This window comes from Pseudomonas antarctica (assembly GCF_001647715.1).
Classification (GTDB): Bacteria; Pseudomonadota; Gammaproteobacteria; order Pseudomonadales; family Pseudomonadaceae; genus Aquipseudomonas; species Aquipseudomonas antarctica_A.
On the sequence record NZ_CP015600.1, the window covers coordinates 5,531,064 to 5,552,838 of the forward strand.

The 21,775-nt window shown below is 56.4% G+C and carries 16 protein-coding genes, 1 other RNA gene and 1 pseudogene; 13 read left to right on the forward strand and 5 right to left on the reverse strand.

Going from position 1 to position 21,775, the window contains the following annotated elements; translation table 11 throughout:
- Positions 1-113 precede the first annotated feature (113 nt).
- The 3 genes from A7J50_RS25115 (at position 114) to A7J50_RS25125 (ending at position 2,337) form a co-directional block, all read left to right on the forward strand.
- A complete protein-coding gene (locus tag A7J50_RS25115) occupies positions 114-392 on the forward strand; it encodes a hypothetical protein (protein WP_064454188.1) in 279 nt (92 codons plus the stop codon).
- A gap of 104 nt (positions 393-496) precedes the next feature.
- Positions 497-893: a transfer-messenger RNA gene (gene ssrA, locus A7J50_RS25120) on the forward strand.
- A 187-nt stretch (positions 894-1,080) separates the two neighbouring features.
- Positions 1,081-2,337, forward strand: coding sequence for an integrase domain-containing protein (locus tag A7J50_RS25125; RefSeq protein WP_064454189.1), 1,257 nt, complete (start codon positions 1,081-1,083; stop codon positions 2,335-2,337).
- Positions 2,338-2,491: 154 nt separating this feature from the next.
- Here A7J50_RS25125 and A7J50_RS25130 read toward each other — a convergent pair whose 3' ends face one another.
- From A7J50_RS25130 to A7J50_RS25145, 4 genes are all read right to left on the reverse strand, one after another.
- The gene (locus tag A7J50_RS25130) at positions 2,492-5,968 is read right to left on the reverse strand and encodes a DEAD/DEAH box helicase family protein (protein WP_064454190.1); all 3,477 of its coding nucleotides are present in this window, start codon (positions 5,966-5,968) and stop codon (positions 2,492-2,494) included.
- 128 nt (positions 5,969-6,096) lie between these two features.
- The gene (locus tag A7J50_RS32010) at positions 6,097-6,306 is read right to left on the reverse strand and encodes a hypothetical protein (RefSeq protein WP_064454191.1); all 210 of its coding nucleotides are present in this window, start codon (positions 6,304-6,306) and stop codon (positions 6,097-6,099) included.
- 50 nt (positions 6,307-6,356) lie between these two features.
- Positions 6,357-7,523: a restriction endonuclease subunit S gene (locus tag A7J50_RS25140; RefSeq protein ID WP_064454192.1), complete on the reverse strand. Its 1,167-nt coding sequence runs from the start codon at positions 7,521-7,523 to the stop codon at positions 6,357-6,359.
- On the reverse strand, positions 7,520-9,004 hold the full coding sequence (locus A7J50_RS25145; RefSeq protein WP_064454193.1) for a type I restriction-modification system subunit M: 1,485 nt from the start codon (positions 9,002-9,004) through the stop codon (positions 7,520-7,522). The genes A7J50_RS25140 and A7J50_RS25145 overlap by 4 nt, the downstream gene beginning before the upstream one ends.
- A gap of 134 nt (positions 9,005-9,138) precedes the next feature.
- Between A7J50_RS25145 and A7J50_RS32015 the strand changes: the two are divergent.
- The 8 genes and pseudogenes from A7J50_RS32015 to A7J50_RS25175 all read left to right on the forward strand — a co-directional run.
- Positions 9,139-9,279: pseudogene (locus A7J50_RS32015) on the forward strand (integrase); the annotation flags it as partial.
- A 1,033-nt stretch (positions 9,280-10,312) separates the two neighbouring features.
- Positions 10,313-11,713 (forward strand): YfjI family protein, encoded by a 1,401-nt coding sequence (locus tag A7J50_RS25150; RefSeq protein WP_064454194.1) that lies wholly within the window; start codon positions 10,313-10,315, stop codon positions 11,711-11,713.
- Positions 11,697-12,065, forward strand: a complete 369-nt coding sequence (locus tag A7J50_RS25155) for a hypothetical protein (RefSeq protein WP_064454195.1) — start codon at positions 11,697-11,699, stop codon at positions 12,063-12,065. The genes A7J50_RS25150 and A7J50_RS25155 overlap by 17 nt, the downstream gene beginning before the upstream one ends.
- Complete coding sequence (locus A7J50_RS25160; protein ID WP_064454196.1) at positions 12,043-13,023, forward strand: integrase domain-containing protein; 981 nt, start codon at positions 12,043-12,045, stop codon at positions 13,021-13,023. Before A7J50_RS25155 ends, A7J50_RS25160 begins: the two co-directional genes overlap by 23 nt.
- Positions 13,020-13,295: a hypothetical protein gene (locus tag A7J50_RS25165; RefSeq protein ID WP_064454197.1), complete on the forward strand. Its 276-nt coding sequence runs from the start codon at positions 13,020-13,022 to the stop codon at positions 13,293-13,295. The genes A7J50_RS25160 and A7J50_RS25165 overlap by 4 nt, the downstream gene beginning before the upstream one ends.
- 79 nt (positions 13,296-13,374) lie before the next feature.
- Positions 13,375-13,506 (forward strand): hypothetical protein, encoded by a 132-nt coding sequence (locus tag A7J50_RS32120; protein ID WP_257784282.1) that lies wholly within the window; start codon positions 13,375-13,377, stop codon positions 13,504-13,506.
- Between the two features lie 477 nt (positions 13,507-13,983).
- The gene (locus tag A7J50_RS25170) at positions 13,984-14,196 is read left to right on the forward strand and encodes a YodC family protein (protein WP_064454198.1); all 213 of its coding nucleotides are present in this window, start codon (positions 13,984-13,986) and stop codon (positions 14,194-14,196) included.
- A gap of 11 nt (positions 14,197-14,207) precedes the next feature.
- Positions 14,208-17,201, forward strand: coding sequence for a DEAD/DEAH box helicase (locus tag A7J50_RS25175; RefSeq protein ID WP_064454199.1), 2,994 nt, complete (start codon positions 14,208-14,210; stop codon positions 17,199-17,201).
- Positions 17,202-17,441: 240 nt separating this feature from the next.
- Here the strand turns inward: A7J50_RS25175 and A7J50_RS25180 are convergent, their stop codons facing one another.
- Positions 17,442-17,963, reverse strand: coding sequence for a hypothetical protein (locus A7J50_RS25180; protein ID WP_064454200.1), 522 nt, complete (start codon positions 17,961-17,963; stop codon positions 17,442-17,444).
- Positions 17,964-19,184: 1,221 nt separating this feature from the next.
- Between A7J50_RS25180 and A7J50_RS25190 the strand changes: the two genes are divergently transcribed.
- Positions 19,185-20,210, forward strand: coding sequence for a hypothetical protein (locus tag A7J50_RS25190; RefSeq protein WP_064454202.1), 1,026 nt, complete (start codon positions 19,185-19,187; stop codon positions 20,208-20,210).
- A gap of 128 nt (positions 20,211-20,338) precedes the next feature.
- Positions 20,339-21,772, forward strand: a complete 1,434-nt coding sequence (locus A7J50_RS25195) for an ArnT family glycosyltransferase (RefSeq protein WP_064454203.1) — start codon at positions 20,339-20,341, stop codon at positions 21,770-21,772.
- Positions 21,773-21,775 lie beyond the last annotated feature (3 nt).

Here is a 21,775-nt window from a genome sequence, read left to right on the forward strand (position 1 = left end):
GCGCGCCGGCGTAGTCATCTGCATAGGCCTCGGCGAACGAGGCTCATCAGTGATGTCGCTGGCAGCCGTTGAACGCCAGCAGCGTCGAGCCCTTTTTCGCAAGGAGATACCCTATGAAGCGTTCCGCTCTTGCTGGTTTGTTCATTACCGCTGCGATCATGGCCTCCCCTGTTTTCGCTGCAGGTGAGCCTGACCTGTGCAGAATCAATCTGGACAAAATCAACAACGGCAAAGCATTGCTAGCCACCGACACCAGCGGCAAAAGCGGCGAAATCGACACCGCCGTCTCCCAAGCCAAGGCAGCCCACGCAGCCGGTGATGACAAGAAGTGCATCGAGATCACGTCCAAAGCACTGCAGGATCTGCAGAACAGCGAAAAAGGCGGTCAATAAGCGCCTCACTCGGTCGCGGCCAACCTTCGGGTTGGCCTTCTGTGAGCGTTTGGCGTACACTGCACAGGCTTGTCACTCACTATGAAACAACGAGTTACAAGCACGGGGCCGTTTAGGATTCGACGCCGGTCGCGAAACTTTAGGTGCATGCCGAGTTGGTAACAGAACTCGTAAATCCACTGTTGCAACTTCTTATAGTTGCCAATGACGAAAACTACGGCCAGGAATTCGCTCTCGCTGCGTAAGCAGCCTTAGCCCTGAGCTTCTGGTACCTTCGGGTCCAGCAATCACCAGGGGATGTCTGTAAACCCAAAGTGATTGTCATATAGAACAGAATCGCCGTGCAGTACGTTGTGGACGAAGCGGCTAAAACTTACACAACTCGCCCAAAGCACCCTGCCCTTCGGGTCGCTGAGGGTTAACTTAATAGAAACGGCTACGCATGTAGTACCGACAGCGGAGTACTGGCGGACGGGGGTTCAAATCCCCCCGGCTCCACCACTTCATCATCTAAAGACGTCCACGGACGTCTTTTTTTGTGCCTGAAATCCAGAGAATACGGGGGTTTCAGGGCTATTGGGGGCTTTCGAGGTTTTTTGAGTTCCAGGCTATTTGGTATTCCCAATGGTATTCCCGGCTACCCGAGGCTAATCTTGGGAATACCAAAAGGTGTCATGGAGTACTTCTCATGTGCGCTCAAACCACCCGCCTCTCAGACCGCCAGCTCAAGGCGATCAAACCGAAAGACAAGGATTACGTCCTCACCGATGGCGACGGGCTCCAGCTGCGAGTCAGGGTCAATCGCTCGATGCAGTGGAATTTCAACTACCGACATCCCGTCACCAAGAATCGAATCAACATGGCGCTCGGCTCCTATCCCGAGGTTTCTCTAGCGCAAGCCCGGAAGAAAACGGTTGAGGCCAGAGAGCTGCTCGCGCAGGGCATGGACCCCAAAGCTCAGCGCAATGAGTTGCTGGAAGCAAAACGGGCGGAGACAGAACACACGTTCGAGAACGTGGCCACCGCCTGGTTCGAGCTGAAGAAGGATTCGGTTACGCCGGCGTATGCCGAAGACATCTGGCGCTCGCTCACGCTGCACGTTTTTCCAAGCATGAAATCAACGCCGTTATCGGAAGTGAACGCCCCGATGGTCATTAAGCTGCTTCGTCCGATTGAGGCCAAAGGCAGCCTCGAGACGGTTAAGCGAGTGAGCCAGCGCCTTAATGAGATCATGACCTACGGGGTCAACTCCGGAATGATCTTTGCCAACCCTCTCAGCGGCATTCGAGCGGTGTTCAAGAAACCCAAGAAAGAGAATATGGCCGCGCTACCACCTGATGAGCTTCCGGAGCTCATGATGGAAATCGCGAACGCCAGCATCAAGCGGACGACCCGCTGCCTGATTGAATGGCAACTTCATACCATGACCCGCCCTGCCGAGGCGGCCACCACTCGATGGGCAGACATCGACTTCGACAAACGCATCTGGACCATCCCTCCGGAGCGAATGAAAAAGCGTCGTCCGCACACAATCCCGCTGACCGAACATGCACTCTCGTTATTGGAAACGCTTAAGCCCCATAGCGGGCACAGGGAATATGTGTTCCCGTCAGATAGAAACCCGCGCACCCACGCGAATAGCCAGACAGCCAACATGGCATTGAAACGAATGGGTTTTCAGGACCGCTTGGTCAGCCACGGCATGCGCTCCATGGCCAGCACAATCCTGAACGAGCATGGGTGGGATCCGGAACTAATCGAAGTCGCGCTGGCGCATGTCGATAAAGACGAAGTTCGGAGCGCCTACAACCGGGCGGATTACATTGAGCGCCGACGCCCAATGATGGCTTGGTGGAGTGAGCATATTCAGAAGGCGGCAACGGGTAGCCTGTCGGCATCTGCGATCAATCAAATCAGAGACAGCAACATCGTGCCGATACGCTGAGCGCTCACCTGTTAGCGACAGTGGCGAAACCGGCGACAACCTGCGTAATCCGTGGCGTGCAGCATGGCGACAGAAATGGCGACTGTCGCAACTCGCTTGGTCAAATGCTATAGGCCCCGACGCCAGGCAGTGCCCATTATTGAGTCAGTCGCCATCAAGCGGCCGCACTGCGTTTGATTGCGGTGATCACCGAAATGATCGCGTTGGCATCAGCGTCGCCAAACGCACCATCTAATCCCTCATGATGCAGTGCGGTAAACGGCGGCTCGTAGAGCTGGCCCGGCTCCATCACGCCCTGCCGGGTGAGACGCTCAATAATCATTTCAACAAAACGAATCTGCTGACTACTGTAACGGTTCTCGTCGAGGAATTGACCGAAAGCCTCTTTTGCGGCGTTACGGTCCAAGCCTACCAATGAGCGGATCAACAGAGTCAGCGGCTGGTCAGCGCCATAGCACTGTTCGAACTGCTCGCGACTCTGAACCGGTTCCGACTCGTAGACAAAATGCTCCAGCTCGCTCAGATCGCTCGGCGTCAGCGGCCGGTTGAATTTGAGCTTGGCGATTGCCACGTGATTCTCGTTGCCACGGATATAGACCTCGACCTTTTTCTTGTACTGCTCCAAATTGATGCCAGTGTTGAAATCTTTCAGGTTGACCACCGTCGCTACGCCAATTTCGTCGCTCAGCACGCTATAAACAGGGTTGCTCGGACGGCGCTCGATAAACTTGATCAGCTCGCGCATCTTGCGCCGCAGTTGCTCAAGCATCGGCAAGCGGATGTCCTGCCAGTACTCGTCGGTTTGCACGTCCTGAAGCAACGCCAGCTCAGCATGCACTGCCGGAACGCTGTCCATCACTTCTAGCTGGCTGGCCAGCTCGACCACCTTATCGCGATACGTCACGAAGTCGCTGGTCGAGCGCACTAACGCCAGCTGTAAATTCAGGCACAGGAGATCGAACAACTTGGCAGTGATGTGCTCAGGAGCGCGCTCACTCGGCAAGCCGGCGACGTGACTGCTCAGATCACCCAGCGCCGCATCATCCAGCGCATTCCAAACTTCACGCTCGGCAAAGCGGGTTACGTGCTCAAGTTCGGTACGCACGATGAAGTTGTCCGTATTCATCGCCGCGACTTCGTCGTGCAGCTCGTCGGTCAACTCCGTGCGCAGCTCGACAAAGGCATCGTACCGGCCCCTGGTTTCCGCCAGATCACCAGACTCGCGAACTTCCTTCGGCGCTAACAACGACAGCAGATCCAGCCGCGCTTTGAACAACCGCTTGCCTAGCGGTTCGGCCGTACCGCCCAAAGCGCCTTTAGGGTTTTCGTTGAAGTATTCGAAGTTGGCGCAGAAGTCGAAGATGGCGAACTCGCGCTTGTGTACACCCGGCGCAAACAGGTCCGGGCATAGGCGCGTGCCGCGGCCGATCATCTGCAAAAACTTCACCTTTGAGCGAACGGCCTTGAAGAACACTAAATTCAGCACCTGTGGCACGTCGATGCCGGTATCGAGCATATCCACCGAAATGGCGATCTGCGGCTGCTTATTCAGCTTGCTGCTGAAGTCATCGATCAGGGTCTGCGCATAACTCACCGCATGGGTGATAACCCGCGCAAACTCACCCTTAAATTGCGGATAATGATGATTGAAGCGCCGGGCGATAAAATCGGCGTGCTTTTGGTTCACTGCAAAAATAATGGTCTTGCCGAGTTTGTCACCACCTTCCACTGTCAGGCCATTTTGCATCAAGTGCTTTAGCATCAGGTCAACAGTTGGCTCGTTGAACAACTGCTTGTTGACCTCAGATGCCTGCACCTCGGTGGGGGCAAGGCCGTCTCCGCTGTAGTCACCCCAATCCAGCGATTCCCAGTGCTCTTTCTCGTCATCGGTGAGTTGATCGTAACGGATACCTTCGCGCACAAACTTGATCGGCACCGAATACGCCTTGGGCGGCACCAAATAACCGTCATCCACTGCCTCATTTAGGCCGTAGGCGTCGGTCGGCACACCGGTTTCCAAGCCGAACAGGTGATAGGTATCGCGATCCACTTCGTCACGCGGGGTGGCGGTCAGACCCACTAGATAACTGTCGAAGTAACGGAAAATAGCGCCGTACTTCTGGTACACGCTGCGGTGTGCCTCATCGATTACGATCAGGTCAAAGTGGCCAACGCCGTACTTGCGACGGTCGCCCTCCATCTGTTCGATCAAGCCCATCATGGTCGGATAGGTACACAGATACACCCGACCTTGGCCGTTTTTGTCGGTAACCAGGTTAACCGGACTGGAGGCCGGCAGGAACTCCTTGAAGGCGTTGGCGGCCTGCTTTACTAAGGCCACTCGGTCGGCAAGAAACAGCACACGTTTGACCCAGTTACCGCGCATCAGCAGTTCGATCAGGGCAATCGACATACGCGTCTTGCCGGTGCCGGTGGCCATGGTTAGCAAACCTGCACGGCGGCCCAAGTTCAGTGATTCGGTCATCGCTCGAATCGCCCGGTGTTGATACGCCCGCTCAACAATCTCGCTATTGATCGGCAGTTCGCGTAAGTCGGTTTGTAGGCTGCGCCGCTGAATCGCCAATTCCAGTTCATCTCGGGTATAAAAACCCTGCACTTCGCGTGGCGGTGCACGGCGGTCGTCCCACAGCCAAGTGTGATTACCGTTGCTGTAGAAAATCAGCGGCCTCTGGCCCTTCTCGGCCTCCAGGCAATCGGCGTACAACTTGGCTTGCTGCTGCCCCACGTCCGGGTCTTTCAAGCTGCGCTTGGCTTCCACCACCGCCAACGGTTTGCCATTGGCACCCCACAGCACGTAATCGACAAAACCCTCGCCTTGCCCGTTAGGCATGCCGCTGACTGGCACTTCGGCGTCAGCGTTTTTGCCCAATTCCCAACCGGCCTCGCGCAGCAGCACATCGATAAACAGACGGCGGGTGTCGGCCTCGTCGTAATCATGGTTATCCGGCACTGCGATATTGGTCGCCTTGGCCTGGGCCAGCGCCGCACGGGTGGCAACCAGTTCGGCATCCAGTCGCGCCAGCAGCGACTCGCGCTCACTCAGGCTTGCGGCTTGCTCGGCAATCGCCGCCTCGCGGGCTTCAAGGGTGCCATGTTGGGCTGCAATCTGTTCCTGGAATTTGGCTTCCTGCTTTTTAAGTTCCGCACGGGTAAAGGCAACTGCCTCATTCATGCTAACGAGCTGAGGCACACGTTTTTCGTCAAACGCAGCGTCGATACTTTTTGGGTCGCTGGCGCGGGTATAAGTGCGTGCCAGCCAGAACAACACGTGAAACAGCTCGCGTACCAGCCTCATTGCATCGCTGTAGCCAATCGCTTGATTGGAATGCACCGCCTGATTGCCAAACTTCTGAATCAAGCGCGTCTTTTGATGAATTTGCGGGGGCAGCAGGCGAACGAACTCCACCTGAGTCAGCAGCAGATTAAGGCCGTTGTCGTAAGGCATGCGCAGGTCGCGATCATGCTCGTACAGCCAATGCACCGTCTGCTCCAGCGCATGACGGGTACGCATGCAACAGGCACGCGGGTCAGAATACACCAGGTGTTCCGCCCCCTTGGCCGGCTCAAACAGCGCTTTAAATTCGGGGATGAGAAATTCAAAGTTGCTCATATCAACCGGCTGCCTTCTGTGAGTCCATCTGGTCCAGGTGCTGGCGCACGCTGCCTATTGAATCCTGAATCCTGCGGGTAAAACTGGTGGCTCGCGTTAGGTCATCACCAACCGATCAATCGCGCGAGTCATGGCCACGTAAAGCAAACGCGCCTGTCGGCCTCATCTTCGCCCTTTTTCGGCATGTCACCCAGGCCAGGAACCAGCACCACCAGACCGAACTCCAAGCCCTTGCTCGAATGCATGCTGACGATCTTGACTGCATCCTCATTGCCATACAACGCACTGCGACCCTTGGACAACTGGCCCGAGGCAAAGGCGATGTCGGCCTCACTCAACGCCCGCTCGATGCGTTGTGCCTGGGCGGTGCTCCACCCATCCTAATTTCCTACAGTTCGCCGTTAAAGGCACGGTCTTGCAGGCTAGCGAAGAGGGCGTCCTGCTGTCCAACGTGTTCTTGCAGGGTGCGCTTTTGTTGTTCGATTTTTTTGGCGAGACTAGCAAATTGGCATTGCAGTTCGAGTGAAGGCACAGGCATTGGCAGTTTCCGTAAGCCAGGGCCACTAAAGTTCTGCTGCGCAGCTTGGCGCGACTTCACTGCAATAAATTTTTGAATGGATTTAGTCCGGAGTGCAGCGAATACGTATTCGGGCAAAACCGAATTATTGACCTGAACTCGTATGAAGTATGCACCTGCGATGCTCGGCGGATCTGACGCTTGGATTAACGCAACTTTCCCAACGGTCGCACCTGTTCGTGCAAAGATTATATCCCCAGGCTGCAACACGAATCGCACCTGCACGTTTTCTTCCACGTCCATTCTAGGCATGGCATCAAAATCTAGTTCGCCCGTTGGACTGAGATCGGTGATTCTGACAATCTTTATTCCGTTAAGTGAATAAGCCTCGTTATGAAAACGTGGCCCGTACTGCATGTCTAAAGCAATATCGCCGAGCGTTGTATTGCCCGGCCAGCCCTTCGGATTTGTCACCGGGTCGCCGAACATTTCCAGAAACACGGTCTGCAGCAGTTGATCGAGCTTGACGATGGCTTCGCGGCGCTTGGCGCGCAGCGCGTCGGCCTTGTCCAGAATCGCCGTGATACGGCGTTGTTCGGGAAGTGGGGGGAGCGGGACAGGTAGCTCGGCAAGCCTGGCGAATGAAATTGCAGCGCGCCGGTGCACTGATCCTTTAGAAAGTGTTGGATAAGCTGAAAGAGCCTTTGGTGACTTCAGAAAGCGCTCAAGGTAACTAGCTTCTGCTTTGGTTTCATCGATTCTAAAGACGGTATACATCGGACTTATTAGTGAGAGTTCAGGGCAAACTCCGATAGAACCTTCGTCAAGATGGATGGTTGCGTAGGCCAGCTCGCCCGCAACAACCATCTTGTACCCTTTTGTGTCTAGACTGAAAACCTGCTTCTTGAAGTACTCAAGACTCGGAACAAATCCTTGATGCTTAGTGACTGAATAAACGGGAAGGTTCGCCTCTGAAGGAGCCCTGCGACTTATTTCATTAGCGAAATCGCCTAGTCGGGTGAGATAGGTTGAGGTCACAGCAACATCCCCTCCAGTTCATCCATCCCCTGCATAATCTCTGCCTCCAGCGCCTTCAACTCGGCCAGAATTTTATGCGGCGCTTCGTGCTGCACTTGTTCGTACACTACCTCCTTGTAGCGGTTGATTGACAGGTCGTAGTCGTTGCCGACGATTTCCGCCTTGGGCACCAGAAAGCTCTGCTCGGTACGCGCGCGGCTGGTTTCGTCGGCACAGTTATGCCAGCGGGCGATGATGTCAGGTATGTTGTTGCTGTTATGTTTACTCGTTTCCAACTCGCTGCGTTTATCGTCCAGAGAGTAGCCGTCGGCCTGCATGTTGTAGAACCAGACGTTATCGGTGCCGCCAGAGTTGGTTTTGGTAAACAGCAAAATAGCGGTGGATACCCCAGCATAAGGGCGGAACACCCCAGAAGGCATGGAGACGATGCCGTCCAGCTTGTGCTCTTCCACTAGCATCCGTCGTAGCGTCTTGTGAGCCTTGCTGGACCCGAATAGCACGCCGTCCGGTACGATCACCGCTGCGCGGCCTCCTGCCTTCATGAAGCGCAGGAACAGGGCGAGAAACAATAGCTCGGTCTTTTTGGTTTTAACGACCTGCTGCAGATCTTTGGCGCAGCTCTCGTAATCCAGGCTACCGGCAAACGGTGGATTAGCCAAGATTAGGCTGAACTGCCCTTCAACACCTGCGTGGCCTTCGCTGAGCGAGTCACGATTTTCAATCGCCGGGTTTTCCACGCCGTGCAACAGCATGTTCATGGAGCCGATGCGAAGCATTGTGCTGTCGAAGTCGAAGCCGTGGAAGGTGTCATGGTTAAAGCGTCTGGCGCTGGCTTCGTCTTGGTATAGCTCGTGGCTGTAGTGAGTATTGAGGTATTCGGCAGCAGAGACCAGAAAACCGGCGGTGCCGCAGGCCGGATCACAAATGGTGTCCGACGGTTTGGGCGCCATCATCTCGACCATCAATTTGATAATGTGCCGGGGCGTACGGAACTGACCGTTCTGCCCAGCGCTGGCAATTTTGCCGAGCATATATTCGTAGAGGTCGCCCTTGGTGTCACGGTCTTCCATGGGGATGGCGTCGAGCATGTCCACCACCTTGGCCAACAGCGCCGGGTTGGGAATGGTGAAGCGCGCATCCTTCATATGCCCGGCGTAGGTCGACTCGCCATTTTCACCACCCAACGACTTGATAAAAGGGAACACCTTATCGGCAATCAGCGTGTACAGACTGACCGGATCACCCAGTGCTTTGAACGCTGCCCAGCGCAAATGCGCCTGGTAAGGGCTGAAAATCGGCTGATCAATCGGCTGCCCGGTGCGCGCGGCCTTGCGCTCTTTAACCGTCTGCAACTCGTCGAGGCGTTTAATAAACAGCAGGTAGGTCATCTGCTCGATGACTTCCATGGGGTTTGAAATACCGCCGCTCCAGAATGCATTCCAGATCTGGTCAACTTGGGATTTGATAGCGCCTGTGATCACTACTGATAACTACCTGGATTGAATTATAGGTTTACTGCCCAGCGCAGCAACAATGCGGGCAATAGGCCAAGCCGGGAAAACGCCGGCCTGACAAGGTGCGCGCAGTGTAACGATTAGCGGGTAAGGCTGTCAGGTACAACCGCGCGGACGACATAGAACGCCGCCCCCCGATGATGGCTTGGTAAAGTGAGCATATCCAGAAGGCTGCCACTGGCAGCCTTCTGGCATCTGCGATCAATAAAACGCAGGACCGCAACGCCGTGCCGATACGCTAAGCACTCAGCGGATGGCACCGGTAGAGGTAACGCCTCAGACGCAGTGACAGTTCTGTTGGCGACACCGGCGACACCGGCGACACCGGCGACAACCCACATAATCCGTGGCGCGCAGCATGGCGACAGAAGTGGCGACTGTCGCCAAACCTCCTACATGTCTGCGCTCCTCCGGCCAAGCCCCAGCGCATAGGAAGGCTCCGCATTCCCATGCGCTGGGGCTCACATTTAAAAGACGACGAACGGCTCATCGTCCATCCAACGCCACTCATGACCAAGGCATTCCTGCACCGCTGGTTGGCGCAATCGACTGCGCGCAATCCGGTTGACCCAACCATATGCGGACGATAGAAGGAACACTCAAAGCGCTGCCGTTGGCAGCTCCCAGGTGGCCCGAACCTTTGAGGCTACGCCACATCGTGGTGGTTCTTTCCCAAGTGCGATTAGCGTCCGGCGGCTCGCACGATCACTACCCATGTGATGGATGCCTACTTCTTCCAGAGCGCCCACTGCGGCAACTCATGCCCCCTCCTGGCTGCTCTGCAGCAACTTATCCGCTTGGCCATTTCTTGCGCCAACCTGTTGCCCGTCTCTTTCCCCCGAAAGAGACGGGCGCATCTCACACTGCTGCAGCCTTGCACGAATGGGGCTTTGCGGCTTTCCCCCTCGTGACAATCGGCGTGACAAACACCGAATGCTCACTCGCTACAGTGATGCAGATGATGGTGCCGCAGCCCACGGAATGGACTGCACCTGACTGACAGTCAGGCATGCCCCGGTCATCGCCTCACTGCCTTCACCGACTCAGGATCTCGCGGCACCGGTCTCGTCAGCCAGTGCAGCCTCCACCCGCCCACTTCTTCGGAGGTGTTCAGGAGGCCAGGTCATGAGATGCCCAAGCTCCCGGTCGTAAGGAGCCGTTAGTCCCGCGTGAGTGGACAAACCTCACAGGTCGCAGGGGCCTTGATCCCTGATAACACTCAACAACCGTGGCGGGATGAGTGAGGACGAAGTCGATAACCTCGGGAGAATAGCGATGCAATTGTGCGAAGCGTTCGAGCCACCACAACCGTTGCTGGAATACCAGCAGGCGCCACGGCCCTACCCGGTCGAAGCACTCGGGGGTCTGTTAGGCCCTACGGTCGAACGACTGTCCGAGGTGATCGGCGTGCCCTGCGCCATGGCTGCACAATCGGTGCTGGCCAGCGCGGCTCTGGTGAGCCAGGGTCATGCCAATGCCCAACTCGACGGCCGAACCTATCCGCTATCCCTCTACCTACTGACAGTGGCGTCCTCGGGTGATCGCAAAAGCGCGGTGGATCAGCAGGCACTGAACGCCGCACGCGACTGGGAGCGACAGCAGTGGACCCTGTATGCAGAAAAGCTCAAAGCCTACCGCGCCGCTACCAGCATCATGACCAAACCCAAAACCTCAAAGAAACACGCGGAGGCGGAAGGCGGTGAGCTATCCGAGCCGGTACCGCCGAGACTGATCATTGCCGAGCCCACCATTGAGGCTCTGGTCAAAAGCCTGTGCCATGGCTTGCCCAGCATGGGCTTGTTCAATGATGAAGGCGGCCAGTTCTTGGGCAGCAGCACCATGAGCAAAGAGAACTTGCTCAAGGCGATCACCACCTTGTCGACACTCTGGGATGGCAGCCCGATCGACCGGGCGCGCTCCATGGCCGGAGAAAGCCTGCGCGCCTATGACCGCCGCCTTAGCCTGCATCTGATGTTGCAACCCTATCTGGCCGAGCAGCTGTTCAAAGACCCGGTGATCAATGGCCAAGGCATCCTCGGCCGTTGCCTGATCAGTTGGCCCGAACGCCTGGTCGGCCAGCGGCTCTACAAGGCAATTGACCTGAACCACGACGCCAGAGTCCAGCGCTACCAACAGCGGATCACCGCTCTGCTACAAAAGCCCTGGTCGCTTCATAAGGATGGATCACTTAATCCCGCCACGCTGGTGCTGACATCCCGTGCCCGTCGTGCCTGGATTGATATTCACGACACCATCGAATGTCAGTCTGGCGAGTTCGGCGAGCTGGCCGGCGTCCAGCCTGTTGCGAGCAAGGCGGCGGCGAATGTACTGCGGATCGCCGGTGTGCTGGCCATGGTTGAAGAAGCCAGTGCGTTGGACGAAGCACACATCCAGCGCGCCTCCACGCTGATGGACTACTACCTGGCTGAGATCCAGCGTCTGACTGAACAGGAGCCAATAAATAGTCGACGCGAGGAAGCGGATCGGCTGCTGCGCTGGCTGGTGCAGAAAGGCCGGACCCACTTCACCATCCGTGACGTCAATCGCAACGGCCCTCGTTTTGCTCGCAAGAGCGCTGACCATACCGCCTCTTTATTTGCCGAACTGATCATTCATCGCTGGCTGAGCAGCCACGATGGAAAAACCTTCGAGGTCCGCCATGTTTCGCCTAAATGACGCGGTGCGCCGCTACCAGGCGCAACATCAACCCCAGCCAGAATTGCGGTGTGTCGCCGCCTCTGTCGCCACCTTGTCGCCACGCGACAGGCCAGAAACGACGCGGGTTGTCGCCACTGTCGCCACTGTCGCCGCTGTCGCCACACCACCACTCGACTCTGCGCACATCGCGCATCTGATCGAGAAACTGCGTGAGGAAGGGGCACTGCTGCAACACCAGGAGAACACCCTGCTGATCCGCCCGACACACTGGCAGCAGGTGGACAGGCTCAGCCCTCATTGGAAAGCCCTGCTGCTCTTTCTGCAAACAAACGAACACGGTGGTGACGATGGCACTGGTCGGTCGGCGTGAGGGTCGCAATTTTGGCTACGGTCGTCAGCTGAGCTACGCCGGCCCACAGGCGCTAAAAGATCTATTTGCCGGCGGCCACTTCGCCACAGTCAAAGCGCACAGCGATCGCTGGCAGGCGTTCGTGCGCTGGTGTCGATCAGAGTTAGGCCCCGGTTGCAACGATGCGCGCCAAATCGACCGACAGACACTGCAGGACTATGCCGCGTACCTGCGTCAGCAGATCCAGCTAGGCGAACTGTGCATCGCTACCGCGCAGAACCGCCTGAGCAGTGTCAACCGTACCCTCGCTGCGTTGCGCGGTGATCAGGACGTGAGGATCGCCAGTCCGAGCCAGGCGTTAGGACTGCAGCGCTCGAGCGTACGCACCCGCGCGCCGGATGGCCAAGATCATCAACAGGTGCGGCGAGCACTCGAGGCGCTTGGCGAATGGCAACACGAGCGGGTGGCCGCGATTGTCCTTTTGGCCCGAGCAGCCGGTATGCGTCTGCGCGAAGCGATCCTGGCTGACCTGCCACGACTGCAACGCGAAGCCGAACACTTAGGCCGCATCAACATCCAGGACGGCACCAAAGGCGGCCGTTCAGGGGCATCAGCGCCGCGATGGGTTGTGGCCAATGAAGAGGTGAAAGCGGCACTGCAGTTTGCTCGTAAGGCATCACCGTCCCGCAGCCGCAACTTGCTGGCCCGAGAAGAAAGCTACGCCGCATTCCTGCAACAGACCGTGCTCCCCGCCCGCGAAACGCTGCATGAACACGGGCTGAAGGGTTTCCATGAACTGCGAGCGGCCTACGCCTGCGAACGCTACGAGCAGCTCACTGGCCACGCCGCACCGGTCAATGGTGGCCACTGCTATCGCATTGACCGCGACCTTGATCAACAGGCGCGCCAACAAATCAGCCTTGAGCTCGGGCATAACCGGATCGATGTGGTTTCGGCCTACATTGGAGGTCGAGCGTGACCAAGCCTTTCGATATGACGCTGTTCCTGAGCGGCGTACTGACCGGCTCAAAGGTCACGCAGCAACGACACCTGCGGCAAGCCCGATTCATGCAAGCGGCCATCCAACAACGATGGCAACGCGATAATCCCTGGACCTGGCAGCTCAAGCATGTGCGCTGGTTTCTCACTCAGCACCTGAAAGACCACTCCGACGCCACCCGGTATTACTATCGACTCACCACCCTATTGATCTGGAAACGATTAGGAAATGACCGCGAAATGCTGATCTAACGCTCGAATCGTGGATAGGCAATCCTCCAGGCTCGCTTGCCCGCCTTCATCTGTTTCAGCGTGGATATTCTCTTGCTGAATGAACCTGCTCGAAGAACAGCGCCGCAATGGCAAAAAACAACCCAAAGCGGTTAGTCGTGACAGGCCGATAACGGCCGATTGTGTTGAAAAAGTCGGCGTCGGTTTCCACGGCAGAAAAGTACGCGCCTGAGATTGAAATCTGTAATTTACGCAGAGGGTTCAGGGCTCATATTTAGGGTAGCAGCGTGCAAAGAAGGCATTTTCACAGATCAATGTATGGGTAGCCAGGCGGGTCGACTTTTTCAACACTATCGGCCAGAAGGACTGTTACGCACAGTGAAGCAGCGACCCATTCTGCGAAGGTCACAAGTGACAGTCGAACGTTGCAAAGTTGCGCGCTTCCCTGCAAATTCCGGTAAGGGCATGTTTCAGATATCAATGAGCCAAGATCCAACTAACCAGTTACCAATCCCAGCCTGGGCGCTGGATACTGCATGATGCGATGGGACCGGCATGCCCTCAACCTTAATGGATCATGGGGTTCATGTGCCGAAACAAGGGAAATCGCACAGACATCAACCAGCAAATTAAGAGATCAGTACGCGCTCCACTATTTCATCGCTGCACTTTTCAATCACAATCACGCATCAAAACCCTGGAGAGCGGTATGACGTTTAAACCTGGCGATGTTGTACAACTGAAATCCGGCGGCCCGCACATGACCGTAGAACAGATTGGCGAGGCTGCAATGACAGGTGAAAGCACCGTTTGGTGTGTATGGTTTGAGAAAGTTGGTGGCCGCCAAACACGACACGAAGCGACCTTTCGACCGACCTCGCTTGAAATTACGTCAATGTCTTTCGAAATCACCAGTATTTAGAGGGTAGCACTATGATGCGCGCCGCGTTCCTGGGGATTGATAGGTATCACGATCCGTTAGTGGGTGATCTGACGGGGGCGGCGCGGGATGCGACGGCACTGTGGGCCGTCATGTCGGATTCAATAGAAGGCTTGGATGCCCAGTTGATTACCAACGAAGATGCCACTGTAGATGCGATGAGGGCGGCGATAGAGGCCACCTTGAGTGCAGCCAACGAGGATGATGTCGTCATGTTTGGCTTCGCGGGGCATGGGACACCGGACCATCGGCTCGTACTGCACGACACAGAAGTTGATAATTTACCTGGCACAACACTTGGGATGGACGAACTCGCGCGATGGTTTCGCGGCACGAAAGCGCGGGCCGTCATTCTTCTTTTGGATTGCTGCTTCAGCGGCGGAGCGTCCGCGCGGGTTCTCAACGTAGGGTTGATACCACGCAATGCTGTTGCTTTCCCATTGGTCGAAGTGGCTGGCCAGGGTCGCATTTTGTTTGCCGCCTCATCCGCAGATCAGGAAGCAATGGAAGATCCACAGTCACGCCACGGCCTGTTCACAAAGGCGATTATAGACACTCTATTGGCTGCGGACGCTCCCCTTGGGATGCTGGAGTTGGTGGATAAAGTCACGCGGCTTGTCAGTGTCAACGCGCAGCGCTATGGGTATGTACAGTCGCCCACCATGTTTGGTCAGACACAAGGAGAGGTCCTAATACCACCGGGTCGCGTAGGCGACCGTTATCGTGCCGCCTTCCCAGAATATGGAAATTTTCAAACGAACGGCGAGATTCTCGAACTCACGAACGCAGGCATTCCTAACGAAGCGGCGGATGCTTGGAATGAGCGTTTCCCAGCTGGCCTTAATACCTTGCAGATTGATGCGATCAACGACAAGGGCGTGCTGAGTGGCCAATCCCTCATGGTCGTAGCTCCAACCAGCGCAGGAAAGACTTTCATAGGCGAACTGGCCGCAATTAAAGCCATCGCAGCAGGGAAAAAAGCCGTTTTTCTGCTGCCTTACAAGGCGTTAGTAAACGAAAAATTTGAGGATTTTTCGGCACTTTATGGTGATCGGTTAGGTCTTCGGATCGCCCGGTGTAGCGGCGACTGGCAGGACCAAGTAAGCACCGTTCTGCGGGGCAAGTACGACATTGCCTTCTTTACCTATGAGAAATTTTTAAGCCTGTCAGTTTCTTCATCCCATATGCTCAATCAGATAGGGTTGGTGGTCTTGGACGAGGCTCAATTCATCACCGAGCCTGGACGAGGCATGGTGGTAGAGTTATTGCTTACCAGCATAATCAGCGCTCGGCGCCGGGGCGTGTGCCCTCAGCTCATCACGCTAAGCGCCGTCATAGGCCACGCCAACAGCATGGACAGCTGGCTCGGTTGCGGATTGCTTCAAACGAATTATCGACCCGTGCCTTTGATCGAAGGTGTGATGGATCGAAGCGGCGCTTTTACTCGGCTTGGACCGAATGGGCCGGAAACAGTGCAGTTAATCGCCCGTCACGAAATCCGGCAACGCCGCCAAAAACCGTCCTCGCAAGACATGATCGTGCCCCTCGTACGCAACCTCATAGAAGCCGGGGAAAAGGTTATTATTTTTCGTAACGCGCGTGGACCGGCGAGTGGTTGCGCCGAATATCTCGCAAGTGAGCTTGGGCTGGAGGCGGCACAAGACGTAATTGACGCACTGCCCGAAGGCGATCCCTCCGCAATGTCCCAAAGTCTGCGTCGTGCTCTAGCTGGCGGCGTGGCATTTCACAATGGCGACTTGACACGCGACGAGCGAGTGGCGGTTGAACGCGGCTTTCGAGAGCCCAATGGACTAATCAAAGCCCTTGTGGCGACGAGTACCGTAGCAGCTGGAGTAAACACACCCGCATCAACCGTCATCATTGCCGAAACAGACTTCCCCGGCCGATCCCGCACCCCCTACACAGTCGCGCAGTACAAAAATATGGCCGGACGTGCTGGTCGCCTTGGCTATGAAGCCGAAGGTCGATCAGTCCTTCTCGCCGAAACACCCATGGAGCGAAACCAGCTCTTTCGAACATATGTGCAAGGAACGCCCGAAGCGATTACCTCATCTTTTGATTCAGCTCAGCCCGGCACCTGGACTATTCGTCTTCTAGCACAAGTCCGAGAGGTTCCGCGTGATGCGGTCATTGACCTAATCGCAAACACCTACGGAGGTTTCCTTGCCGCGCTGCACTACCCCAATTGGCGGGATCGTATGGCCAGCTCGCTGGAACAGCTCCTTAACCGAATGATTGATCAAGGTCTGATTGACCAAGAAGGCGAAAACCTCCGCCTGACCATGCTTGGACGTGCATGTGGCGAATCACCTTTGGCTCTGGAATCTGCCCTACGACTGGTGGAGCTAGTACGTCGTCTCACCCCTGCCGATGCAACACTGGAGAATCTGCTCGTTCTCGTAGAGGTCCTTCAAGAGCGTGATGAAGATTACACGCCACAGAGCGGCCGAAACGGAGAACCACGATGGCAGCAAGAAGCTATTGTTCGGTTTGGCCCAATTATTGGTCGTGGATTGGCTCACAGAGCAGAAAGCGATTTAGCGTTTTATGCTCGGTGCAAACGCGCACTCATTGTGAATGACTGGATCGCAGGCGAACCGATAACCGGCATCGAAGCCCATTACTCGGCCAATGCTTACTCTCGCGTGGGACACGGTGATATCCGAGGGTATGCTGATGGCTCACGTTTCATCTTAGAGTCAGCATTACGCATTGCTGCCATTCTGCTAGGTCGGGCCGAGGATGAAGAAGCCACGGCGCTGCTATTCACCCGGCTCGACCATGGCTTACCTGCCGAAGCCCTACCATTGTTAGCAGGCCCCTTCACTTTAACGCGTGGGGAGGCTCTGGCGCTCTACCGTGCTGGACACAGAAGCTTCGAAGCGATCTCAACGCTAGGGGAGCAGGCGCTAACGGCAATTGTCGGGCGTCGTGGTAGTAAATTGCTCGCGTTACTCAATCCGTAGGATTTTAAACACGGAAACCGAGCAATGGATGATCTGAGCATCTACGAGACCACCGAAGCCCCGTAGATTGCTCATTACTGTTTTTATAGGCGGGAAGCCAGCTAAAGCTAGCCCCCTCAACCCTTTTTCGAAGGGTGTGGCGGAGGCGGATCACGCCGTGGTAACGGAACATCACCTCTAACGTTGCGCATAGGAGGGGGCGGTGGTGGTGGCGGCTTCTGATCGGACATTACATGTTTCCTAAGTCAGCGATGATGTATAGGTCGGTACGAACGCAATAATGGACGCTACGACCGCATAAATCACATATTTCGAACACTGGTCGAGCTGACTGCTACGCCTGTCATTATTCTTAGCATTTCGCGTTGCGCCCATAATGTAGTAATCCATCATGATCTGCATGAACCAGCCATTGGCTTCAACAATGTCACCATCATAGTAGGTAATCAGGAACCTGCGGTGAGATTCAAGATCCTCGGCCGTGGGTATCGCTAGATCATCTAGGCGTACCCGCCATCCTTGTGAGAAATGCGCCATTGCCACCAGTACGAAGACGACAGCCATTAAGTATGAAATCCAAAAATACACTCCGGCGGTAACCGCTACCGGAGGTGCCTTCGACAGTAGATAAGACAAAAAGCTGAGGACCGCTACAATCATTGCAAGGGGTAGGTTAAGACGCCCCATCAACTTCTCTTTCCTATCCGCCTCCGCGAGATAGATTTTTTCGTAAAGCTTGTACTCTTCGTCGTCTGACTTCATGTGTGAATGGCCACCTCAGGGCTGACATTCTCGTTGAAAACACTTTTAACTAAATTCTCAAATCGCGCTTGAGTGCTCCGCTCCATCTGCTTGGCGACTTCTGCACTCAATAACTGAATCCCTTCAAATCCTGATGTGAGTAAACCACCGCCTGGCAACAGCCCGATACCTGCTTTCGTCGCAATCGTTATTGGTCATCTGAATCATCTTCCGTCATAGGTCTGGTGCGATCTTTATCCAAGTCGTCACCAGTTTCTACCGACTCTGGCAATCTCATTACTACCATGATCCCTAACGGAGGCCGGAAACATGAGGAGTCTTGTCGCACGGCTGGACTCGCTCATTCATTTCAGTCCGTACACAGTGCACTGTATCGCTTCGTCAAGGCGCGCGCGCCTGCTTCGGCGGCCTCACCCGGTATGTGACCTCACGTCTCGACCTCACCCAAAGACACCATGGGTGACCCTAGGATGAGAGTCTTCCACATTGGCGAACAATTCGACATCCTTCTGTACAGTGGCCAAGCTCTGAAACGCCGCGGTGGACAGGAGAAAGTCGGTCGGAGACCGGCTATTAGCTCGGCACTCATCTGGTCGTTCCGTCTGTGCAGACTGCCCATCTTGGGCAGTTCACCGCCAATCATGATTACGAAGCGTGCTGGTCAGATCGAATGCAAGCGGGTGGTCAAGTGGAGTGCAGTATTCCAATTGGTATTCCAACTAAAAATTTAAATAATTATTAATGTTATAACTCAATAACTTACCGAACCGATTCAAATTACCCCGGCCCACCAATTCGAAGCATCGACAAGACCCGCCTAGTGCGGGTTTTGTTGTTTCTGGAGGGTGGAAAGTCCAGCCGGCGGGCCTTCGGATTTTTCCTTCAAGATGTCCCGCTGTCAGTGAACCGGCTCCCCTCCACCCACGCGGCTCACCTCCCCCATTCGCAGTAAACCTGCCGCCGGGTTTAGCCACTCGGCAATATCACGGCCTGCAACACCCACATCCGCTCAGCACCTGCTGGACCGCGTTACGGCGGCTGTGCGTGAGGCACTTTCGGATGCACTGGGTTCCTTGATTCCTGGTCTGCTAACCCGCGTACAGTTGCCACCCTGTTTCGATCAGCAGGGCGAGACGCCTCACAACGCCTCGCCCGCTGGAATCCCCTCACACTTCCCATTACCCTGACCGCCTTTATCAGACAACCGGAAGTCCGATACCCGTGCTCAAGCCCTTCGCTGTCATCGCCCTCGCCTGCGCGCCCTTGCTCACCCACGCTGCCGACCTGGCAGGGGTGTGGAAAGGCACCTTGGGTAAATCCGCCGTTACTGCCTGTTTTAATGGTGCCCATGGCGCCAACGGCAGTTATTACTACCAGCGCATCCTCACCCCCATCCAACTGACTCAGGCCAACGCCAGTGAACCGTGGGCCGAAGAAGGCAACACGGGTTTCTGGCAGTTGGATGAGCCGCAAGGGGACACGCTGACGGGAACCTGGAGCAAAGCCCCGGGAGGCAAAGGCCTGGCATTGCTGCTGAAACGGGCGGATACGGAAAGCTGCGCCAGCGACGCCTATAACACGCCACTCGAGGCGGTGCCGCCGAAGGTGACGGTCGAGAAGAAGTCCTTTGGCGAGCACGCCTACCAAGTGCACACCCAAGGTGGGCAGGTCACCTTGAAGCTCGAAGGCGAAGGGCCGGCTATCGAGAAGATCAACCGCGACCTCGCGCGGTTAGCGGTTAGCCCGGACGGCCAGGCCGACTTCAATCGTGAGCGGCGCAATGCACTGGACCAGAGCGGCGGCACGACCACCAGTGAGATCACGGTGGAGCCGTTTTACTGGTCCTCGCAATGGATCACGGTGCGGTTCTACCGCTGGACCGCAGGCTATGGACGCGGCGGTATCAGTTGGGGCCTGCACAGTTGGAACCTGCAAACCGGCGACAGCGTCGACCCATGGACGTGGCTCGGCGGGCAGCAGGAATGGTACGACGCCTACTCCGGCCAGGTGAAATTGCCCACCCCATTCAGCGACTGGCTGGCCAAGCAAACCACCACCGACGAAGGCTGCCCGGCGGTGACCAGCTACTCCACCTTCGACCTGAGCTTCAACACCCAAGGCCTGCAACTTTCAACGCCCGCCACCGGCGACGGCTGCGACAACGCGTTGAGTTTCACCTGGGCGCAATTGGAACCGGTGCTGACCGAGCCAGGCAAAGCGGCGCTGCCAAGCTTGAAACGGCCCTGAATACCTGGCTCAGCGAGCCTTACAAAAACCCCACATTCATTCACGAAATATTAAGAATCCGTTACATATACTAGCCGATCGCCACGGCCGTTCCCCCGAACGGCCCCTTGCCCCGGTAGCCAGAACCTATGACGCGTCCCGTTTCTCTGCTGCTCCTTCTCGTTGGTGTGTTGTTCTTCTTCGCCCTTGGCAGTCATGAGCTGCAAGGTTCCACCGAAGCCCGCGTTGCCGGGATCGCCATGGCCATGCACTTGGACAATGACTGGGTTATCCCACGCCTGTTTCGTGAGCCGTTCCTGGAAAAACCACCCCTGAGCCTTTGGTTGGATGCCGGAGCGATTCGCCTGTTCGGTGGCACAACGTGGGCGGTACGCCTGGCGTCAGCGTTTGCCGGGCTGTTCAGCGTGATGCTGTTTTACGCAATGCTGCGCAAGTTCGGGCGGCCACAGACCCTGGCGTTCTGCGCGGCGCTGATCCTCGCGACCATGGCCAGTTACTGGGGCAACGTGCGCGGCGTGGGTGAGGATTCATTGCTCAGCCTCGGTGTGACCACTGCGTTGCTGGCGTTCTACCAGGCCGTGCGGCCCGAGCGTCAAGGTTCCAGTGTTTGGGCGTGGGCGTTGTTTACCGTCGGGATGGCCATCGCGACGTTGAGCAAAGGCGTACTCGGCCTGGCGATGCCGGGCATTGTGATTTTTGTGTACCTGCTCAGCACCAGCGTAATGGACAAGCGCCTGCGCATCGGCGACTGGCTCAAGCCTGGGCTGTTCACGCTGCTGGCGCTGGTGCCGCTGCTGATCTGGCTGGGCTTTCTGTTCCAGCGTGGCGGCATGCAGGCCGTGGCCGAAGTGTTGTGGACCAACAGCGTTGGGCGTTTCAGCGGCTCGTTTGTCGAAGCCGGGCACTACGAACCGTTCTATTACTACATTGCAAAACTGCCCGAGGCCTTCCTGCCCTGGAACATTCTGGTGTACCTGGGCCTGTGGCATTTCCGCAAAAGCCTGGTACGTAACCGCTACCGCCTGTTTTTCAGCGTGTGGCTGGTGGCGCAATTCACCCTGCTGACCCTGGCGTCCAGCAAGCGCGTGGTTTACCTGATGGCACTGACACCGGCAGCCGCCGTACTTGCAGCGGAATATGCAGGGGTGCTGTTGGAATGGCTCAAAGCGCATAAACCGGCGCTGTACCGTTATCACCGCGGCGTGATCAGCGGTGTGTTCACGCTGTTGATCGTCAGTTACATGACAGCCGCCTTCTGGTTTGCACCAAAAGCTGACTTGCGCGAGTCCTTCGTACCGGTGGTCAGTCAGGCCAAGGCTTATCAAACCGAAGGCAAGGAGGTGGTGCTGTTCCAGCCCAACGAACGCATCGCCGGGGCCAGCGTGTTCTATCTGCAGGGCTATTTGCCGATCCTGCAAACCGAAGCTGAGCTGCGTAGTTTTCTTGCAGCCAAGCCCGGCAACATGGCGCTGCTGGACCGCCCCGAGCAACTGGCTGAGAAGGTCAGCGTGATCAAGCAGATGGCTATCGGTCGCCAGCCTTACTACTTCGTCGAGCAGTAAGGC